The sequence below is a fragment of the Streptomyces sp. NPDC018610 genome, from assembly GCF_044391765.1.
Lineage (GTDB): Bacteria > Actinomycetota > Actinomycetes > Streptomycetales > Streptomycetaceae > Streptomyces.
Genome location: NZ_JBISAL010000001.1, coordinates 1,097,217 through 1,114,540 on the forward strand (window position 1 = coordinate 1,097,217; position 17,324 = coordinate 1,114,540).

The window sequence follows — 17,324 nt, forward strand, 5'->3', positions numbered from 1 at the left end:
GCGCGGACTCCGGCACGGACACTCCGGCGCTGACGCTCCGGCAGGGACGCTCCGGCAGGGACGCTCCGGCGCGGACTCCGGCACGGACACTCCCGCGCGGACACTCCGACGACGGCGGCTCGGGGGCTGGGCCGCGGGTGCTTCAGGCATGAGCGGTCCGGTGGCGTCAGCGGTCCGGTGGTGTGAAGGGTCCGACGGGGACGCCCCGTCGGGCGCTCCTCACCCCGCCCCCCGCCCGAACACCGGCGCCAGCAACAGCTGGGCCGCGCCCTCCGCGACGACCCGTGCCCCGCCCGGCACGACCCGGACCGGCACCGCGTCCGCCGGCAGCCCCTCGCGCCGGACCCGCGCGGAGACCCGTTCCCCCACTCCCGCCGCGAACACCCCGGGCGCCGCCGCGACCGTACGGCCGCCCAGCAGCACCAGGTCGATGTCGAGCAGTCCCACGAGATTGGCGGCCCCCACCCCCAGCACCCGGGCGGCCTCCTCGACGTCCCCGCGCTCCACGGCCGCCAGGCACAGCGCCTCCAGGCACCCCCGGTCGCCACACCCGCACGGCGGACCGTCCAGCCGGATCACCTGGTGCCCGAACTCCCCGGCCCCGGTCCGCGCCCCCCGGTGCACGTCGCCGCCGATCACCAGCCCGGCGCCCAGTCCCGTACCGAGGTGGACGTAGGCGAAGGAGCCGCCGCCGTCCTCGTCGGTGGCGGCGAGCGCGAGACCGAGGGCCGCGGCGTTGGTGTCCTTGTCGACCACGACGGGCACCCCGAGCCGCCGCGCGAGCGCGTCCCGCAGCGGGAACCCGTCCCACTGCGGGAACCCGGTGACCCGGTGCAGCACCCCGCTCCGGTGGTCGAGCGGCCCGGGCAGCGCCACGCCGACCCCTACCAGGGACGCGGCGGACGCCGCACACGGGGAGGCCGCGCCGAGCACCCGCGCCACCAGCTCCTCGGCCGGCACGGCCACCTCCTCCACGATCGTCTCCGCTCCCGCCCGCGCGTCCAGGCGCAGTGGGCGCAGCCGCTCGCCGACCACCGTGCCGTTCAGGTCGACGAGCACGGCCCGCACCTCGTCCCGGTCGACGTGCACGCCCACCGAGTGCCCGGCCTCCGGGACCAGCCGCAGCACCGTGCGCGGCTTGCCGCCGGTGGACGCCCGCCGGCCCGCCTCCGCCGCGAGCCCGCGTTCGCGCAGCCGCGCGGTGATCTTGCTGACGGCCTGCGGGGTGAGCCCGGTGCGCTCGGCGAGCTCCAGCCGGCTGATCCCGTCCGCGCCCGCCCCGCGCAGCAGATCGAGCACCAGCGCGGTGTTGTGGCTGCGCAGCCCGAGGAGGTTCACCCCCGCGCCGCCGGCCCCACCGCCCCCGGCCGTCCCGCTCCCCGCTCGCGTCCCGCTCCCCGCCGTCATCGCGCACCCCGCCTTCCGCACCCGCATCGCTCAAGAGCCGTACGACCGCCGGCCGACCGTCGGCCGTCGGCCGGCGGCCGGCGGACAGCCGTCGGCCGGCGGACAGCCGTCAGCCGTCAGCCGACGACCTCACCCGCTCGGCTCCCCCTTCATTCTCCCCCGCGCTTGCACTTTGGCAACAGCGTTGCGAAAGTGGAAGGCATGACTGGCCCCCTCACCGGCACCGCACCCGGTGCCCCACTCCGCGTCGGCCTGGTCGGCTACGGCCTCGCCGGCTCCGTCTTCCACGCCCCGCTGATCGCCGCGACCGAGGGCCTGGTCCTCGACACGGTCGTCACCTCGAACGAGGAACGGCAGGCCCAGGCCCGGGCGGAGTTCCCGGACGTCCGCACGGCCGCCGACGCCGACGAACTGTTCGCCCGCGCCGGCGAACTCGACCTGATCGTCATCGCCTCGCCCAACAAGACGCACGTCCCGCTCGCCGGCACGGCGCTCGAGGCCGGCCTGCCGGTGGTCGTGGACAAGCCGCTCGCCGGCACGGCGGCCGAGGCGCGCGCCCTCGCCGACCTCGCCGAGGAGCGCGGGCTGCTGCTGTCCGTCTTCCAGAACCGCCGCTGGGACAACGACTTCCTGACCCTGCGCGAGCTGGTCGCCAAGGGCGCGCTGGGCGACGTGTGGCGGTTCGAGTCCCGCTTCGAGCGGTGGCGCCCGCGGCCCAAGGGCGGCTGGCGCGAGTCCGGCGACCCGGCGGAGATCGGCGGCCTGCTCTACGACCTCGGCAGCCATGTCGTCGACCAGGCCCTGGTCCTGTTCGGCCCGGTCGCCCAGGTGTACGCCGAGACGGTCGTGCGCCGCGCGGGAGCCGAGGCCGACGACGACACGTTCCTCGCGCTCACGCACGCGAGCGGCGTCCGCTCGCACCTGTACGTCTCCGCGACGACCGCCCAACTCGGCCCGCGCTTCCGGGTGCTGGGCTCCGAGGCGGGCTACGTCAAGTACGGCCTGGACCCCCAGGAGGCGGCCCTGCGGGACGGGCGGCGCCCGGGCGGCGAGGGCGACGCGTGGGGCAGGGAGGAGGAGTCCCTGTGGGGCCGCCTGGGCGCGGGAGAGTCCCCCGTGACCGGCGGCGGCAGTCCCGTGCCGACGCTGCCCGGCGACTACCCGGCGTACTACGCCGCCGTGGCCGCCGCCCTGCGCGAGGGCGCCCCCAACCCGGTGACCGCCCGTGAGGCCGCCGCCGCGCTCGACGTGCTGGAGGCGGCCCGCCGCTCCGCCCGCGACGGTGTGACGGTGACGCTGTGACGAACACCCCGCGCACCGCCCAGGCCCCGGCCGCCCCCACGATCGAGGAGCTGGAGGAGCAGCAACGCCGCCTGGTCTTCCGCCGGTTCACCGAGGACGACGCCTGGGCGCTGGGCTCGCTGCTGGTGGAGATGGCGCGGCAGCGGCAGGCCCCGGTCGCCATCGGCATCCACCGCGCCGGCCGGCGGCTCTTCCACGCGGCCCTGCCCGGCTCCACCCCCGACAACGACGCCTGGATCGCCCGCAAGCGCCGGGTGGTCGAGCGCTACGGCGCGGCCTCCTACCTGGTCGGCGCCCGCTTCCGGGCCAAGGGCACCACGTTCGAGGAGTCCTCCCGCCTGGACCCCGACACGTACGCGGCGCACGGCGGCTCCTTCCCGATCGACGTCGAGGGCGTCGGCGTGATCGGCGCGGTGACGGTGTCGGGCCTGCCCCAGGTGCGGGACCACCAGCTGGTCGTCGAGGCGCTGGAACGGTTCCTGGGCGAGTAGCACCGCCCGGTTCCGCTCCGGACCGGTGCCGCACCCCGCCCCTGATCCGCCGCGAGACCCGCCGCGGCGGCCGGAAATACCGGTGCCGTCCCCCGGGTTGGGGTTGGCTGTACGCGCGACGATCACCGCGCGCGACCACGGCGACCCCGCCCGGAGGGATGAAACCGATGAGCGACACGGCAGCCCCGCTGCAGGAAACGGTCGGACGGTACGGCGTGTGGAGCGTCGGCCTGCGTTCGGAGGATCCCGCCCGGCGCGGCGAGATCGCCGAGGCCGCCGCCGAGCTGGAGGAGCTCGGCTACGGCACCGCCTGGCTCGGCGGCAGCAGCGCCCCGCACCACGCGGCCCCGCTGCTGGAGGCGACGTCGACGCTGACCGTCGGCACCAGCATCCAGAGCATCTGGCAGTACGACGCCGAGGAGAGCGCCGCCGCCTTCGCCGAGCTGGAGTCGGCCCACCCCGGCCGGTTCCTGCTCGGGCTCGGGGTGAGCCACGCCAAACTGGCGGAGCAGTACCGCCGCCCGTACTCGGCGCTGGTCGCCTATCTGGACGCCCTGGACGCCGCGAAGGTGCCCGCGGCGCGCCGGGTGCTGGCCGCGCTCGGCCCGAAGACGCTCGAACTGTCCCGGAACCGGGCGGCGGGCGCCATCCCGTACCTGGTCACCCCCGAGCACACGGCCCGCGCCCGCGAGATCCTGGGCGAAGGACCGTTGCTGGCACCGGAGTTCAAGGTAGTCCTGGACGAGGACCCCGAGCGGGCCCGGGCCACCGCCCGCGGCTACCTCGCGATGTACCTCGCGCTGCCGAACTACACCGACAACTTCCTGCGCCTCGGCTTCAGCGAGGACGACGTCCGGGACGGCGGCAGCGACCGCCTGGTGGACGCGGTGTTCGCCTGGGGCGACGACGCCCGCATCCGGGCGCGCGTCGAGGAGTTCCACGCGGCCGGCGCGGACCACGTGGCCCTCCAGGTCGTCACGGGCAGCGGCGACCGCGACGAGCTGCCGAGGCAGGGGTGGCGCCGCCTGGCCGCCCTCCTCGGCTGACCCGGGACGGGGTGCGGGGCGCGGCCGGTGTCCGGCCGCGCCCCGCACTCCCTGGCACGAAGCGCGTCAGCAGATGCGCTCCGCCTCGGCGGGAATGTTGCTGAACGCGTCCAGCGCGGCCCAGGTGTTCGGACCGACGATGCCGTCGGGCGTGAGGTTGAAACAGCCCTGGAACTTGATCACGGCGTTGTACGTCAGCCCGCCGAAGACGCCGTCGATCGCGAGATCCGGGCCGGACATGTTCTCGTTGAGCTGGCACTGCAGGGCCTTCACCGAGGCTCCGGTGTCGCCGTAGTCCAGCTCCGGCTCGGCGGAGCTGTACTGCTTGCCGCAGTACAGGTAACTGGGGGCCGCGGAGGCGGCTCCGGCGCCGGCCACGCCCGCACCGAGAGTCAGGGCGGCGGCGGTGGCGAGGGTGACGAGTCTTCTGGGCATGACGGCTCTCTTGTTCACTCGGGCTTCGGTGGTACCGAAGCGCTTCAGGTGTTCGGGGGGTTGTCGGGGCGGGGGAACTGTCAGCAGACGTAGCCGCCGTACACGCTCCAGAGGTCGAGCGCGGCCCACGTCTTCGGTCCGACGATGCCGTCGGCCCCGACGTCGGCGCAGGCGCCGCCCTGGAATCTGAGCACCGCGTCACGGGTCCGAGGGCCGAACTCGCCGTCGACCGTCAGGCCGGTGTCGCGCATCGCGGAGTTCAGCTCGCACTGCAGGGCCTTGACCGCGGGGCCGCTGCCGCCGTAACTCAACTGTGGTTCCTGCGTGGAGTACATGCCGCAGTCCTGGGGCGTGGTCATGGCGGACGCCACGGGCGCGCTCGCGACGACCGTGCCGGTCACCAGGACGGCGGCGACGCCGAATGCGGTGAGTCTCTTGCCCATCGGGGGACACCTGTTCGTGCGGAGGGATACGGAGAGGTCGAGGCGGGGTCAGGCCGCGGGACGCTCGGGGAGACACGCGGCGGAGTGCACGCGACGAGCCGCGAGAGACGCCGGGGTGTCCGGCTCCCCGCGGAGGGCCCGGGACGAGGGCGCCGGGTGCGAGGGCACCGGGTCGCCGTCCGCGCTGTCGTCAGGACTGTTCCACAGCCGTGGTCCGCAGGACAACAGCACGCCGTCCCACAGTGACCCGACCACCGTCCCAAGACTCTGACCTGCTGTTTCTCCATCGGACAACGCTGATTCCGGGACGGTCGGCCCACGCCCTCGCGGCCCGGTCCGACGCCTTCCCCCCGCTTCCGCCGGACAACTTCATTCCGCCAGGCCGCTCGCCTGAGTCGCCGGACAACTCCCCCATTCCGCCAGACCGCTTGCCTGAGCCGCCGGACGACTCCCCCATTCCGCCCAGCCGCTCGCCTGAGCCGCCGGACAACTCCCCCATTCCGCCCAGCCGCTCGCCTGAGTCGCCGGACGACTCCCCCATTCCGCCAGACCGCTTGCCTGAGCCGCCGGACGACTCCCCCATTGCGCGCGGCCGCTCCCGGCATCGCCGGACAACCGGACGAGCCGCGCGACCTGCCCCGCCGAGAGGTACGCCTCCCCACTCCGGCTCGGCACCGCGCACCGTCCCTTCTCTCCACTCAGCCGCAGGTCAGCCGCCTGGGACGTCCCACGGCGTCCCAGCCTTCCGTCCGAGCTGGTGGGACGGTGGCGCCGTGTCCAAGGATGGTCGTCGCCGGCCGGCACCCCCCACCACCCCATCCGTCCCTCCCCGGGCATGCCCCGGGACATCAGGGAGAGAATCCACGTGTCCACAACGATCCTCCGCGTCCCCGGACGTGCGGGCGGCGCACCCCTCACCTCACTGGTGCTCGCCCTCGCCGCGGTCCTGGTCGGCCTGTTGCTCGGCCCGGCCGCACCGCAGGCCCAGGCGGCGACCGACGTCCGCCTGCTCCAACGCGACCTGGCCGGCCTCAGCTACGCCCCGCTCAGCGCCGTCGACGGCATCTACGGAAGCCAGACCACCGAATCGGTGCGTCACTTCCAGAGCGACAACGGCCTGGACGCGGACGGCGACGCCGGCCCCGCCACCATGAGCGCGCTCACCGCGAAGGTGAAGCAGGTGCAGAGCAAGGCCGGGACCTCGGCCGACGGCGACTACGGCACCGGCACCCTCAGCGCGGTCAGGTCCTACCAGAGCGCGCACGGCCTCGGCGTCGACGGCATCGCCGGCCCGCTGACCATGGGCGCGATGAACATCGACCGCATCACCTCCAGCGGCGCCGGTTCCGACAGCGACACCAAGCTGCTGCAGCGCAACCTGGTCGGCCTCGGCTACCTGGCCGCCGACGGTGTGGACGGCGTCTACGGTCCGGCAACGAAGGACGCGGTGCTGTCGTTCCAGAGCGACAACGCCCTGGACGTCGACGGCATCGCCGGCCCGCAGACCGACGCCGCGCTCGCCGCGAAGGTCAAGCAGGTGCAGAGCAAGGCCGGGACCTCGGCCGACGGCGACTACGGCACCGCCACCCTCAGCGCGGTCAAGTCCTACCAGAGCGCCCACGGCCTGGACGTCGACGGCATCGCCGGCCCGCGGACCATGGCGGCCATGGGGATCGCCCGCGAGCTGAGCGGCGGCAGCTCCGGCGGCGAGAGCGGCGGCACGCCCAGCGTCCCCCCGCTGTCCGGCAGCGCCCGGGACAAGATCGTCCAGGCCGCCCGCTCCCAGCTCGGCGTCCACGAGTGGGGCAACAACTGCAACCCGTACGGCCCGTGCGAGGCCTGGTGCGCGCTGTTCGCCAGCTGGACCTGGCGGCAGGCCGGGGTCAGCTTCAGCACGGCGTTCAGCGGTGACTTCTACTACTACGGGCAGCGCAACGGCACGCTGCACAGCGGCCTGAGCAACCCCCAGCCCGGTGACGCCATCGTCTTCGGCAGCGGACCGCAGAGCACCACCACCAGTGTCCACGTCGGCATCATCGAGAAGGCCAACGCGGACGGCACGGTCGACACCATCGAGGGCAACTCCAACGACCAGGTGATGCGCCACCACTTCAGCCCGGCCACGCGCGGCGCCTACGCGATCGTCTCCCCCGCCGGGGCGTGACCTCTTCCTGATTCCCGGTCCGGGCTCGCCCCGGACCGGGAATCAGGAGCCACCCGCTCCACCGGCCCACCAGCCCACCGGCCGTCCACTCAGCCACTCAGCCACTCATCCGATCGGCCGATCCACCACCGATCCACCGAAGGGAAACACCCATGCGCGCGAGACTCACCGCCGCCGCGACCACCGGACTCCTGCTGCTCGCCGGTCTCGGCATCGGCGTCGGCGGCGCGACCAGTGCCTCCGCCCTCTCCCCGGGCAACTACTGCGGCGGCTCCTACACCTTCGACGAACCCGAGGTGAGTTACGGCGACCAAGGCATCGCCGTCAAGGCCGTGCAGTGCGCGCTGAACCACAGTGTCCGGAACGTGAACCTCGCCGAGGACGGGGCCTTCGGCCGGCTCACCCGCAACGCCGTCGTCAAGTTCCAGGGATGCGCCGGCCTCGCCCAGGACGGCATCGTCGGCCCGAAGACCTGGAAGGAGCTGGACAACTGGAGCACCTGGGACACCAGCGGCTTCTGGATCTGCTGAGATCCTCCCGACCGCTGATCAACCCCGCTTCGTCGACGGCGACTTCGGGCCCAGGGCGTACGGCGCGGTCGTGACGTACCAGAGCCGGTACGCGGTTTCGGGCGGCGCCGACGGCGTCGTGGGGCGGAACACCTGGCACAGCCTGATCTCGCACGTCTACTACGAGTAGCCGTACCGCCCGGCTGTTGAGCGGGTCGGCGAACACCGCCGCCGCAGCGTGCGCCGCCGTGGCGGCGCGTTGCGGCGGCAGTATGCTTCCTCTCGACTTTCAGGACCGGAGCACCGGGCTGAGGCGGGGGGCAAGTCCATCAGCGGGCCGGCAGGGGTGCCGGTCCGCCGCTGTGTCCTCGGCTGCGGCCGGTGGTCCATCAGCGAACGGGCCCACAGTGAGCGACAGCGACAGAGCCAACCCCGTATCCTCCTCCTCGCCCGCCCCCACTGCCGTACTGCACGCGGAACTGCTTGCGCTGAAGCAGCGATCCGGCCTCAGCTACGCCCGGATCAGCGCGCTCACGCACTACTCGAAGTCGTCCTGGGAACGCTGGATCAATGGCAAGCAGTTCCCGCCCCGCGGCGCCGTGGAGAGCTTCGCCCGCGCCGCGCGGACGGACGCCAGGCCGCTGCTGGAACTGTGGGAACGGGCCGAGCGGGCGCGCGGAGCCACCGCGGGAGGGGACGAACACGCCTCGGAAGCGGCGCGGTCCGAGGCGGCCGCCGCCCAGGATCCGGCTCCGCGCGAAGCGACCGCGCCCGCACCGGAATCCGAGCCGACCGCACCCGAACCCGCACCGGAAGCCGAACCGACCGGATCCGCGCCCGACCTCGAACCGACCGCCCCCGAACCCGAGTCGACCGCGCCTGGCGTACCCGGGCCGGCGTCGGACGGGGCCGAGAATCCGGCCGCCCCTGTCGCCGCCACCGACACCGGCACCGGCGCCGGCGCCGACGCCGGGAACCCTCGGACTGCTCGGACCCTGGGGCGCCGCCGGCCTCCGCTCCTGATCGCGGCGGTCGTGGCGGCGGGCGCCGCTCTGACGGCCGCCGGCCTCGCGATCAGCCACTACGTCTCGGACGGCGACGAGGGCGGCACGGCCGCCGTCGGTGGCCGGGCGGCCGGAGCCGCCGCCTCCGCGCACACCGACCAGGTCGGCTGCACCCACGCCGGCTGCACGGGCAAGGACCCGGGAGCCATGGGATGCGCCCGGGACGGAGAGACGCTCGCCCTGGACCGCAACGGTGACATGGTGATCGAACTCCGGTACAGCAGGACCTGCGGCGCCGCGTGGGGACGGATCACCTACGCGAAGCCCAAGGCGGTCGTGGACGTGAACAACTCCAGCGGCACCGCCGAGGCCACCCCGGTGCACTGGGGCAACGACGTCTACTCCCCGATGGCCGAGCTGAGCGGCGACCAGACCGCCTGGGCCTGCGGCACCCAGCCGGGCGGCAAGAGCCGGACCTGCACCGTCCACAGCCCGGTCCCCGCCGGGCACTGAGCGGCCGGAGCGGCACGGAAGCCGCGTCCCCGGCCGCCGCACCGCGGCTGCCGGGAGCGCGGTTCCCCGCCGCCGACGGACCGTCTACGCCTCCTTCAGCTGCTGCCGCTGCCGCCCCAGCCCGTCGATCTCCAGCTCGACCACGTCCCCCGAGCGCAGATACGGCTTGGGCTCGGGCTGCCCCATGGCGACCCCGGCGGGCGTGCCGGTGTTGATGACGTCGCCGGGGTACAGCGTCATGAACCGGCTGACGTAGCGCACGACCTCGGCGACCGGGAAGATCTGCTCGGCGGTCGTCCCGTCCTGCCTCAGCTCCCCGTTGACCCACAGCCTGAGCGACAGGTTCTGCGGGTCGGGCACCTCGTCGGCGGTGACGAGCCAGGGCCCGAGCGGGTTGAACGTCTCGCAGTTCTTCCCCTTGTCCCAGGTGCCGCCCCGCTCGATCTGGAACTCCCGCTCGGAGACGTCGTGCGCGATCGTGTACCCGGCGACGTGCGCGAGGGCGTTCTCGTCCGTCTCCAGGTAGCGGGCGGTGCGCCCGATGACGATCGCGAGCTCCACCTCCCAGTCCGTCTTGACGGAACCGCGCGGGATGAGCACCGGGTCGTTCGGCCCGACCACGGTGTCCGCCGCCTTCAGGAAGACCACCGGCTCGGCGGGCGGTTCGGCCCCCGTCTCGCGGGCGTGGTCGTGGTAGTTCAGCCCGATGCACACGACCTTGCCGATCCGGCCGATCGGCGGCCCGATCCGCACCCAGTCCGCGTCCAGCGCGGGCAGCTCCCCCGCCTCGGCGGCGGCCCGGATCCGGTCGAGCGCGGCGGCGTCGGCGAGCAGTGCGCCGTCGATGTCGGCGACGACGCCCGACAGGTCGCGCAGCGTCCCGTCGCCGTCCAGCAGCGCGGGCCGCTCCGCTCCGGCCGTACCGACTCGCAGCAGCTTCATGGTCCCCATCTCCCTCGATAGCGGGCAGCCCACCGATGTCCACGGCCTGGGTGCGGCGGCCGCGACGATCGGCGGACTTGTCCGATCCTCCAATCCCACGGTCCACTCCGCAATACCCGGTTCACGTACTGGACCGTAGGGGTCGTTCCGTGCCGTGCCGGGGCACGCTCGACACCGGAGTGACGGGGAGACGGAGTGGCGGGGAGACGGGGAAAGACGGGGGCCGGTGGGGAGACGGGGCCCGGCGGGGAGACTGCCCGCCCCGCCCACGCTCAGCGAAGGAGCAGGGCCCGTTCGACGGCGGTCCACGCCGTGCTGGTCACCACGTACAGGGCGGCGGCCAGCGGCACGACGGCCACGGTGACGAGCGTCCCGAAGGACAGGAACGGCATCACCTTCCCGACCGCCGCGATCCCCGGCACCGGCTCACCCCCGCCGAGAGCGCCGCCGGCCGCCCCGGCCGCGTCGGCCCCGCCGGTCCGCCGGGCGCGCCGGAAGTTGAACCCGGCGACGACGGCCACGACCGCGAACAGCCCGAGGTAGACGATGCCGGCCGCCCCGAACAGCCCACCGTCGGCCAGGGCGTCGCTCCACCGGCCGCCGAGCGGCGCGGCGAACAGCCGGTGCCCGAGCAGCCCGTTGCCCTCGCCGCCGATCGTCGTGCTGGAGAACAGGTGGTAGAGCAGGAAGAAGGCGGGCATCTGGAGCAGGTTCGGCAGGCAGCCCGACAGCGGCGACACCTTCTCCGCGGCGTGCAGTTCGAGCACCGCCTTCTGGAGCCGCTCGGGGTCCTTGCGGTACTTGGTCCGCAACTCGGCGATCCGGGGCCTCAGCGCCGCCTGCGCCTTCTGTCCGCGCGCGGAGGCGCGGGAGAGCGGATGGACCAGCAGCCGTACGAGCGCGGTGAACAGCACGATCGCGGCGGCGGCCGAGGACGCGTGGAACAGGGGCTGGAGCAGTTCGGCGAGGTGGTCGACGAGCTGCGCGAAGAAGGAGAAGAAGACGGACATGAGGGAGCCCTCCGGGGGGTCTCGTCGTGCCGGGCGCGCGGAAAGGGCGCGGATGCGGAGCACGCGGAAGAACGCGCGGACCACGCGGGCGGTGACGCATGCGTGAGCGCACGCATGCGTCGCACGCACGGGCGAACGCGTAGGCGGACGCGTGGAAAGCGCGAGGACGCGCGAGGAAGCGCCAGGTGGCCGCGCAGGAGCGGACATGGCGGCATGACGACCGCGCGGGATCAGGCGTCAGCGGCGGAAAAGGAGAACCGCTGGTGCGCGCCTTACGCGGCGGCGGTCGTCAGAAGGGCGTGTCCGGGGGCCCGGGGCCGTCGCCGGCCCGCGGCGTCGGGATCGCGCTGCGGCAGGAAGGCCGTACGCCGGTCCCGGTCGCGGATCGCCGTACGCACCCGGGTGCGCGGCACGGCGGGCGCGCAGCGCGAGGTGAGCAGGGCGCAGACGACGAGCGCCGCACCGGCGGCGGTGGTCGCGGTCGCGGCGAGCGCCACGGCGCCGTAGAGGCCGCCGGCGTCGAGCAGGGCGAGCTGGAGGAGCACGAGCGACAGGAGGAGCGGCACGGCGGGGCGCAGCCCGGCCCGGTCACGGATCACGACCGGCTCCCTCCCCCACGCGCACGTGGCTCGTCCTTCATCTCACCTTCTCTTATACAGGATTCTCTTGTACAGGATCGGCGCGCGGGGCAGGGACGGTGTGCCCGACGGCACCCCTGCCCCGGGGTCAGGCTCCGAGCCAGGCGAGGGCCGCGGTGGTCAGGGCGCGGACGCCGGTGTCCAGGGTGGGCTGGACGACGGGGGCGAAACGGGGGCTGTGGTTGACCGGGATGTCCTGGTCGACGGTGCCCTTCGCGGCGGCCTCGGCGTACCGGTCGGGGTCGATGCCGCCGATGGCCCAGTAGGTGAAGGGCGCCCCGAACGCCTCGGGGATCTTGCTCATGTCCTCGCTGGCGGTGTGCAGGCCGACGGTGTGCGCGTCGTCGCCGAAGTGGGCGGCGAACGCCTCGGCGACGCGGCGGGTGGTGGCGTCGTCGTTGACGGTGGGCGGGAAGGTGGCGACGGTCTCGAACTCGGGTTCCTTCGGCGCCCCGGACGCCTGGCACTCGGCCCTGACGATCCGTTCCACCGCCCGCAGCACCCGGGCGCGGGTGGTCTCGTCGTAGGTGCGGACGTTGAGCTGGATGACGGCGCTGTCGGGGATGACGTTGGGGCTGGCTCCGGCGTGGATGCTGCCGACGGTGACGACGGCGGGGGTGGTGGCGGCCAGTTCGCGCGAGACGATGGTCTGCAGCCGTACGACGATCATCGCGGCCATCACCACGGGGTCCACCGCGTTCTGCGGCGAGGAGCCGTGCGCGCTGCGCCCGTGGACGGTGACGCGCAGGCTGTCGGCGGCCGACAGGAACGGTCCGGGGCGGGTGCCGACGTAGCCGGCCGGGAGGGGCAGGACGTGCTGGGCGAGCACGACGTCGGGGCGGGGCGACCGCTCGGTCAGCCCGTCGGCGATCATCGCGTCGGCGCCGTCGCCCTTCTCCTCCGAGGGCTGGAAGAGCGCCACGAAGGTGCCCCGCCAGGCGTCCTTGCCCGCGGCGAGCAGGCGCGCGCAGCCGACCAGGCTGGTGACGTGCACGTCGTGGCCGCAGGCGTGCATCACCGGCTGCTCGGCGCCGTCGTCGGTGTCGGTGACGGTGGAGGCGTAGGGCAGGCCGGTGCGTTCGCGCACCGGGAGCGCGTCCATGTCGGCGCGGGCCATCACGGTCGGCCCGTCGCCGTTGGCCAGCACGGCGACGACGCCGGTCCCGCCGACGCCCTCGGTCACCCGGTAACCGGCCTCGCGCAGGGCGTCGGCCGCCTTGCCCGCCGTACGGTGCTCCCGCAGACCGAGTTCGGGGTGCTGGTGCAGGTCCTTGTAGAGGGCCTCCAGATCGGCGCGGACGCCGTCGAGGCCGGCGAGCACGGTGCGGGCGGGGTCGGTCATGGCAGCTCCCGTACGTTGTTGGGCGGCCCGACCGGCCCGTACCACGGGAGGGTCACCGCGGCTCCGGCAGGCCACCGCGGCCTTGATCCGAGCGTAGCCGCCGCCCCGGCCCGGGCAATCCGAGCGGCGGCGCGAGCCGGCCGGCGCCCTTCCGCCCTCGCCCTGGCCTGCAGATACCTCCTTTTTGTCACCGTCCGGCGCTACGGTGTCCCCCATGCGCCCCGACACGCCCGCCCAGACCGCCGAGACCACCGCTGACGCCGAGACCGCCGGAAACGTCGATCATGCCGCCGAGGCGGCCCGCCTGGAGCGGACCGCCGGCCTGTACCCCGAGGACGCCGAAGCCCTCCTCCTGCGGGCCGCGGCCCACCGGGAACTGTCCGGCGACCGCCCCGCCGCGACCACGCTCTACGACCGCCTGCTGTCCTCCCCCGACACCCTGGACAACGCCTCGCTGGTCCGCGCCCTGAAGGCCGCCAACCTCTGGGAGTACGACCACGAGGCCGAGGCCAGGGCCATCATCGACGGCATCCGCACCACCGCCCCGCGCGACCCGGCCCCCTGGGTGATCGTCGCGGAGTCCCTGGAGGCCCACGACGAGCTGGAGGCGGCGCACAAGACGTTCACTGAGGCGGTGGACCTGCTCCTCGCCGACGTCCAGGAACCCCCGTACGCCACCCATCCCCTCCTCTACGGCCGCCACCGCGTCCGCCGCATGCTGGGCGCGGCCCACGACGACTGGGACACCCTGGCCGACGCCCTCCACTCCTCGCCGGTCTCCCTGGACGAGCTCCACGACCCCAAGCGCGTCTGGTCCCTCGGCTCGGAGAACCCGGCGGAGCTGAAGGCGGAGATCACCCGCCTGCGCGCCGAACTGGGCGCCTACCGCGAGGCCCTCTCCCGCCCCTTCCCGGTGGCGGTCCTGCACTGGCCGGCGGCCGAACTGGACGAACTCCTCACGGCCTACCCCGGCCTCACCACGGAGTACCCGACCCACGAGACCCACCTCGCGACGATAGAGGCGTCGCTACGGGAACTGTCCGCCTCCGGCACCCCGAACCTGGGCATCGTCACCGGCACGGTCCCCTCCTACGAGGCCTTCGCAGCCTCGGAGGCCACGTCTCCGTCGGACCCGACGCTCCTCCCCCAGTACGCGACGACCCTGGCGGCCAGGGGCCGGGCGGTCGCCTGGCCACCCCAGCGAGACGCATCCTGCTGGTGCGGCTCGGGCACGGCGTACGGGGAGTGCCACGGCACCCCCGCCCCGACCGAACTGACCTGACCCCCGGACGCGCCCAGCAGCACACCCCACCCAGCCGCGCCGAGCACATCCGCCCCCGGACACCGGGGACGGACGAGCGCGCCGCGACGACGCGCCGGAGGAGCCACCCGTGAACCACCCCTGGCTCACCCTCTGGCTCCTCTTCGCCGCCGCCTGCGTGCTTATCGGCGCTCACGGCGCCCACGCCGCCCTGCGTGCCCGCCGCTCCCTGCGCCTGCTGGGCGTGCCCGGCGTCCGCACCACGGGCGAGGTGGCCAACGACGCCCGCCGCATCGGCCCGTCCTACCACCCGCCCCAGATCCGCTACCAGGCCCCGCCCCTCGGCCACCCGGACGCCCCCGCCGACCACACCTACCGCCAGGTCCCCCTGAACCCTTTGACGTAGACAGGAGCCAGCGCTCTCAGGCAGGGTGTCATCATGGCCCTGATCAAAGAGTTCCAGCAGGTCCCCTCTGATACACAGCAACTACACGGCCCTGTCTCCTGCGGTTATCGCAGTTTCACGGTAGGGGGTCGTCGCGTTCTGCAACTGGACACCTATGGATCCCCCGAGCGGCAGATCCAAGGCAAGATCAGTCAAACCGTCCAACTTGACGCCGACTCGGCTCGTAAGTTGCTCGAGATCATCTCAGAGGCGTTCCCCGGCCTTACCCCCTGAAGCGCACTTCGCTGGTGTTGTCACTGCCGCGTGACCTATGTGCGTCAAGCTAGCCCAACACCCTGGCCGGGATCTCGGGAGTGACGGTTGTCGACTCCCGCAAGTGGCTCGCCACAGCAGCGGGAGTCGGTACTCGTACTCGTCGTCACACCAGGCCGATCTGCGAATCACCATGCTGGCGATCAGCGGGCTTCACCCTCCGCCTCAAAACGAGTTTGGGCCCAATTCAGCACATCATCGGGATCCTGGCCGTGGGCACGAAACCAGTGGAGAAGATCGGTGATGACGTCGATCGCCGCCTCCTCCGCGACTGTCACACCCAGTCGACTGAGCGCCAGGCCCTGCTTCGGCATCGCCATGCACGCATAGAACCCCAGCATGTCAGCCGCGCGGGTCACACGAGGCGCAGCGACACGCCTCTTCATATCGTTGTTCCCCGTGCTGAGTTCGCACCACGTTGACTTGCGCCCGGCTGCGAGATCCACACCCCAACGGTCAGCGATGGCGTTCACGAGCGCCATGCCTCGCCCCGTCACAGCGTCCAAATCCGCATCGTTCAGCACCGGCAAGGCGCGAGCATCGGGATCATGGACCTCGATACGCAAGCGCGTGCCCTCCATCGAGACGACAAGGAGGCTTGGGGTCCCGGGTCCCACATGCTTGATGACGTTCGCGACCAGTTCACTGACGCACAACTGAGCAACGTCACTGAGTTCTTGTGCGTCCCAGAGCTCCAAGTGCAGCCGCAGAAAACGACGTAGCCCAGCAACATCCCCCGCCTCTGCCGAGAAGGGCAGCCTCCACACCCTCCTTCCGCCCCCCACTGTGGGGCCCCCGGGTGCGGACATAGAGTCCGGCGCTCCACCACCCACGCAACCGTCAATGTTCAGCACTTTTCGTGTTCCCATGACCACACAGCGTGGCATTGAAACTCTCAAAATGAAACTCTCACGCCCTGCCCGCAGGAGTGCGGCCACATGCCGCGCGCTCCCGGCGCACACCTCCTTGCCCTTCCCCTCACAGAAGGACGACGATTCCTCCCACCGACCCGAAGGAGCCGCTGACATGGCATTAGGACCCACCACACGCAGGCGCCAACTGGGTGCTGATCTGCGGCGACTCCGGGAACAGAAGGGGCTGACCCTGGAGGAGGCGGGGGCCGCAGTCGGCATCTCCAAGGCGACACTGAGCCGTTACGAGACTAAAGAAGGCACGGTCAAGTGGCCGGCCGTCGACGCCCTGTGTCGTCAGTACGAGGCCACGGACGAGGAGCGTGAGGCACTCGTCGAGCTGGCCAAGGGTGCAAAGATCCAAGGATGGTGGCGGTCCCTCGCCGACCCCATCCCTGAGTCCATGAACCTCATGCTGACTCTCGAAGACGAGGTCGTACGCGAGGACCACTATGCCTGCATGTATATCCCTGGCCTGCTTCAGACCCGCGCCTACGCCGAGGCCGTACACAGGGCTTCGGAAGTACGGTGCGAGGAGCGCGAGGTCCAGCACATGGTCGACATCCGCATGAAGCGGCAGGAGTTGCTGGATCGCGAGGACCCTCCGCACATCTGGTGCGTGATCGACGAGGCAGCAGTCCGGCGACAGGTCGGTGGTCGAGAGGTCATGCGAGAGCAACTGGAGCACGTACTCGTTATGTCCCTACGGCCGCACATCACCATCCAAGTCCTGCCATTCGCGCGTGGGGCTCACGCGGCGGCCGTAGGTAGCTTCGCTGTGCTACGCGGGCAGGCTTCCGAATTAGACGTCGTATATGTGGACATCCTTGGCGGTGGACTGTTCATGGAGAAGCCGCAGGAGTTGGAGCGTTATAGGTTGGCGTTCCAGTACCTCAGCGCACAGGCGCTCGATTTTGAGTCCACGGCCGGACTCATCGGTCGGATCGCCAAGGAGCCTCGATGACGACATCGCCCGAGCCCTATTGGTTCAAATCCTCCTACAGCGGAGGTAGCGGTACGGAGTGTGTGGAGTGTGCGCACGGCGATGACGGCACGCTCATACGCGACTCGAAGCAAGGAGGAAAGCGGGCCATCCGTGTTCAGCCAATGACGTGGCACATGTTCATCCAGGCTATGAGGCAAGGCGAGCTCTGGTGAGCGTCTACGCAACAGCACGTCAAACGGGGC

19 protein-coding genes are annotated in these 17,324 nt (G+C 72.4%); 11 read left to right on the forward strand and 8 right to left on the reverse strand.

Annotated elements, in window-relative coordinates:
* Nucleotides 1–219: 219 nt before the first annotated feature.
* Entirely contained in the window at nucleotides 220–1,407 is a 1,188-nt protein-coding gene (locus tag ACH5A8_RS04810) for an ROK family protein (protein WP_398997932.1), read from the reverse strand.
* 201 nt (nucleotides 1,408–1,608) lie between these two features.
* On the opposite strand from ACH5A8_RS04810, the gene ACH5A8_RS04815 reads away from it, so the two are divergent.
* The 3 genes from ACH5A8_RS04815 (at nucleotide 1,609) to ACH5A8_RS04825 (ending at nucleotide 4,246) form a co-directional block, all read left to right on the forward strand.
* The gene (locus ACH5A8_RS04815; RefSeq protein ID WP_398997933.1) at nucleotides 1,609–2,709 is read left to right on the forward strand and encodes a Gfo/Idh/MocA family oxidoreductase; all 1,101 of its coding nucleotides are present in this window, start codon (nucleotides 1,609–1,611) and stop codon (nucleotides 2,707–2,709) included.
* Nucleotides 2,706–3,200, forward strand: a complete 495-nt coding sequence (locus tag ACH5A8_RS04820) for a heme-degrading domain-containing protein (RefSeq protein WP_398997935.1) — start codon at nucleotides 2,706–2,708, stop codon at nucleotides 3,198–3,200. The genes ACH5A8_RS04815 and ACH5A8_RS04820 overlap by 4 nt, the downstream gene beginning before the upstream one ends.
* Nucleotides 3,201–3,367: 167 nt before the next feature.
* Nucleotides 3,368–4,246 carry an LLM class F420-dependent oxidoreductase gene (locus tag ACH5A8_RS04825; protein WP_398997937.1) on the forward strand — a complete coding sequence of 293 codons (879 nt, stop codon included), beginning with the start codon at nucleotides 3,368–3,370 and terminating at the stop codon, nucleotides 4,244–4,246.
* 66 nt (nucleotides 4,247–4,312) lie between these two features.
* Here ACH5A8_RS04825 and ACH5A8_RS04830 read toward each other — a convergent pair whose 3' ends face one another.
* Nucleotides 4,313–4,681 (reverse strand): peptidoglycan-binding protein, encoded by a 369-nt coding sequence (locus tag ACH5A8_RS04830; protein WP_398997939.1) that lies wholly within the window; start codon nucleotides 4,679–4,681, stop codon nucleotides 4,313–4,315.
* Nucleotides 4,682–4,761: 80 nt separating this feature from the next.
* Nucleotides 4,762–5,124 (reverse strand): peptidoglycan-binding protein, encoded by a 363-nt coding sequence (locus ACH5A8_RS04835; RefSeq protein ID WP_398997940.1) that lies wholly within the window; start codon nucleotides 5,122–5,124, stop codon nucleotides 4,762–4,764.
* Nucleotides 5,125–5,989: 865 nt separating this feature from the next.
* Between ACH5A8_RS04835 and ACH5A8_RS04840 the strand changes: the two genes are divergently transcribed.
* The 3 genes from ACH5A8_RS04840 (at nucleotide 5,990) to ACH5A8_RS04850 (ending at nucleotide 9,314) form a co-directional block, all read left to right on the forward strand.
* Nucleotides 5,990–7,288, forward strand: a complete 1,299-nt coding sequence (locus ACH5A8_RS04840) for a peptidoglycan-binding protein (protein WP_398997942.1) — start codon at nucleotides 5,990–5,992, stop codon at nucleotides 7,286–7,288.
* A 152-nt stretch (nucleotides 7,289–7,440) separates the two neighbouring features.
* Nucleotides 7,441–7,818, forward strand: coding sequence for a peptidoglycan-binding protein (locus ACH5A8_RS04845; protein ID WP_398997944.1), 378 nt, complete (start codon nucleotides 7,441–7,443; stop codon nucleotides 7,816–7,818).
* A gap of 386 nt (nucleotides 7,819–8,204) precedes the next feature.
* The gene (locus ACH5A8_RS04850) at nucleotides 8,205–9,314 is read left to right on the forward strand and encodes a DUF2690 domain-containing protein (RefSeq protein ID WP_398997946.1); all 1,110 of its coding nucleotides are present in this window, start codon (nucleotides 8,205–8,207) and stop codon (nucleotides 9,312–9,314) included.
* 84 nt (nucleotides 9,315–9,398) lie between these two features.
* On the opposite strand, the gene ACH5A8_RS04855 is transcribed toward ACH5A8_RS04850, so the two are convergent.
* The 4 genes from ACH5A8_RS04855 to ACH5A8_RS04870 all read right to left on the reverse strand — a co-directional run bounded on the left by ACH5A8_RS04855 (nucleotide 9,399) and on the right by ACH5A8_RS04870 (nucleotide 13,246).
* Nucleotides 9,399–10,256, reverse strand: a complete 858-nt coding sequence (locus tag ACH5A8_RS04855) for a fumarylacetoacetate hydrolase family protein (RefSeq protein WP_398997948.1) — start codon at nucleotides 10,254–10,256, stop codon at nucleotides 9,399–9,401.
* 272 nt (nucleotides 10,257–10,528) lie between these two features.
* The gene (locus ACH5A8_RS04860; protein WP_398997950.1) at nucleotides 10,529–11,266 is read right to left on the reverse strand and encodes a YidC/Oxa1 family membrane protein insertase; all 738 of its coding nucleotides are present in this window, start codon (nucleotides 11,264–11,266) and stop codon (nucleotides 10,529–10,531) included.
* Nucleotides 11,267–11,538: 272 nt separating this feature from the next.
* Nucleotides 11,539–11,865, reverse strand: coding sequence for a DUF6412 domain-containing protein (locus ACH5A8_RS04865; protein WP_398997952.1), 327 nt, complete (start codon nucleotides 11,863–11,865; stop codon nucleotides 11,539–11,541).
* Between the two features lie 127 nt (nucleotides 11,866–11,992).
* On the reverse strand, nucleotides 11,993–13,246 hold the full coding sequence (locus ACH5A8_RS04870; protein WP_398997954.1) for an amidohydrolase: 1,254 nt from the start codon (nucleotides 13,244–13,246) through the stop codon (nucleotides 11,993–11,995).
* Nucleotides 13,247–13,460: 214 nt separating this feature from the next.
* Between ACH5A8_RS04870 and ACH5A8_RS04875 the strand changes: the two genes are divergently transcribed.
* The 3 genes from ACH5A8_RS04875 to ACH5A8_RS04885 all read left to right on the forward strand — a co-directional run bounded on the left by ACH5A8_RS04875 (nucleotide 13,461) and on the right by ACH5A8_RS04885 (nucleotide 15,186).
* On the forward strand, nucleotides 13,461–14,528 hold the full coding sequence (locus ACH5A8_RS04875; RefSeq protein WP_398997956.1) for an SEC-C domain-containing protein: 1,068 nt from the start codon (nucleotides 13,461–13,463) through the stop codon (nucleotides 14,526–14,528).
* Nucleotides 14,529–14,637: 109 nt separating this feature from the next.
* Nucleotides 14,638–14,913: a hypothetical protein gene (locus ACH5A8_RS04880; RefSeq protein ID WP_398997958.1), complete on the forward strand. Its 276-nt coding sequence runs from the start codon at nucleotides 14,638–14,640 to the stop codon at nucleotides 14,911–14,913.
* A gap of 33 nt (nucleotides 14,914–14,946) precedes the next feature.
* Nucleotides 14,947–15,186 carry a hypothetical protein gene (locus tag ACH5A8_RS04885; RefSeq protein ID WP_396318846.1) on the forward strand — a complete coding sequence of 80 codons (240 nt, stop codon included), beginning with the start codon at nucleotides 14,947–14,949 and terminating at the stop codon, nucleotides 15,184–15,186.
* Nucleotides 15,187–15,368: 182 nt separating this feature from the next.
* Here ACH5A8_RS04885 and ACH5A8_RS04890 read toward each other — a convergent pair whose 3' ends face one another.
* Nucleotides 15,369–16,358, reverse strand: coding sequence for an ATP-binding protein (locus ACH5A8_RS04890; RefSeq protein WP_398997961.1), 990 nt, complete (start codon nucleotides 16,356–16,358; stop codon nucleotides 15,369–15,371).
* On the opposite strand from ACH5A8_RS04890, the gene ACH5A8_RS04895 reads away from it, so the two are divergent.
* Together ACH5A8_RS04895 and ACH5A8_RS04900 are read left to right on the forward strand one after the other, a co-directional pair.
* Entirely contained in the window at nucleotides 16,252–17,100 is an 849-nt protein-coding gene (locus ACH5A8_RS04895) for a helix-turn-helix domain-containing protein (RefSeq protein ID WP_398997962.1), read from the forward strand. The genes ACH5A8_RS04890 and ACH5A8_RS04895 overlap by 107 nt on opposite strands.
* On the forward strand, nucleotides 17,097–17,294 hold the full coding sequence (locus tag ACH5A8_RS04900; RefSeq protein ID WP_396318815.1) for a DUF397 domain-containing protein: 198 nt from the start codon (nucleotides 17,097–17,099) through the stop codon (nucleotides 17,292–17,294). The genes ACH5A8_RS04895 and ACH5A8_RS04900 overlap by 4 nt, the downstream gene beginning before the upstream one ends.
* Nucleotides 17,295–17,324: the final 30 nt, after the last annotated feature.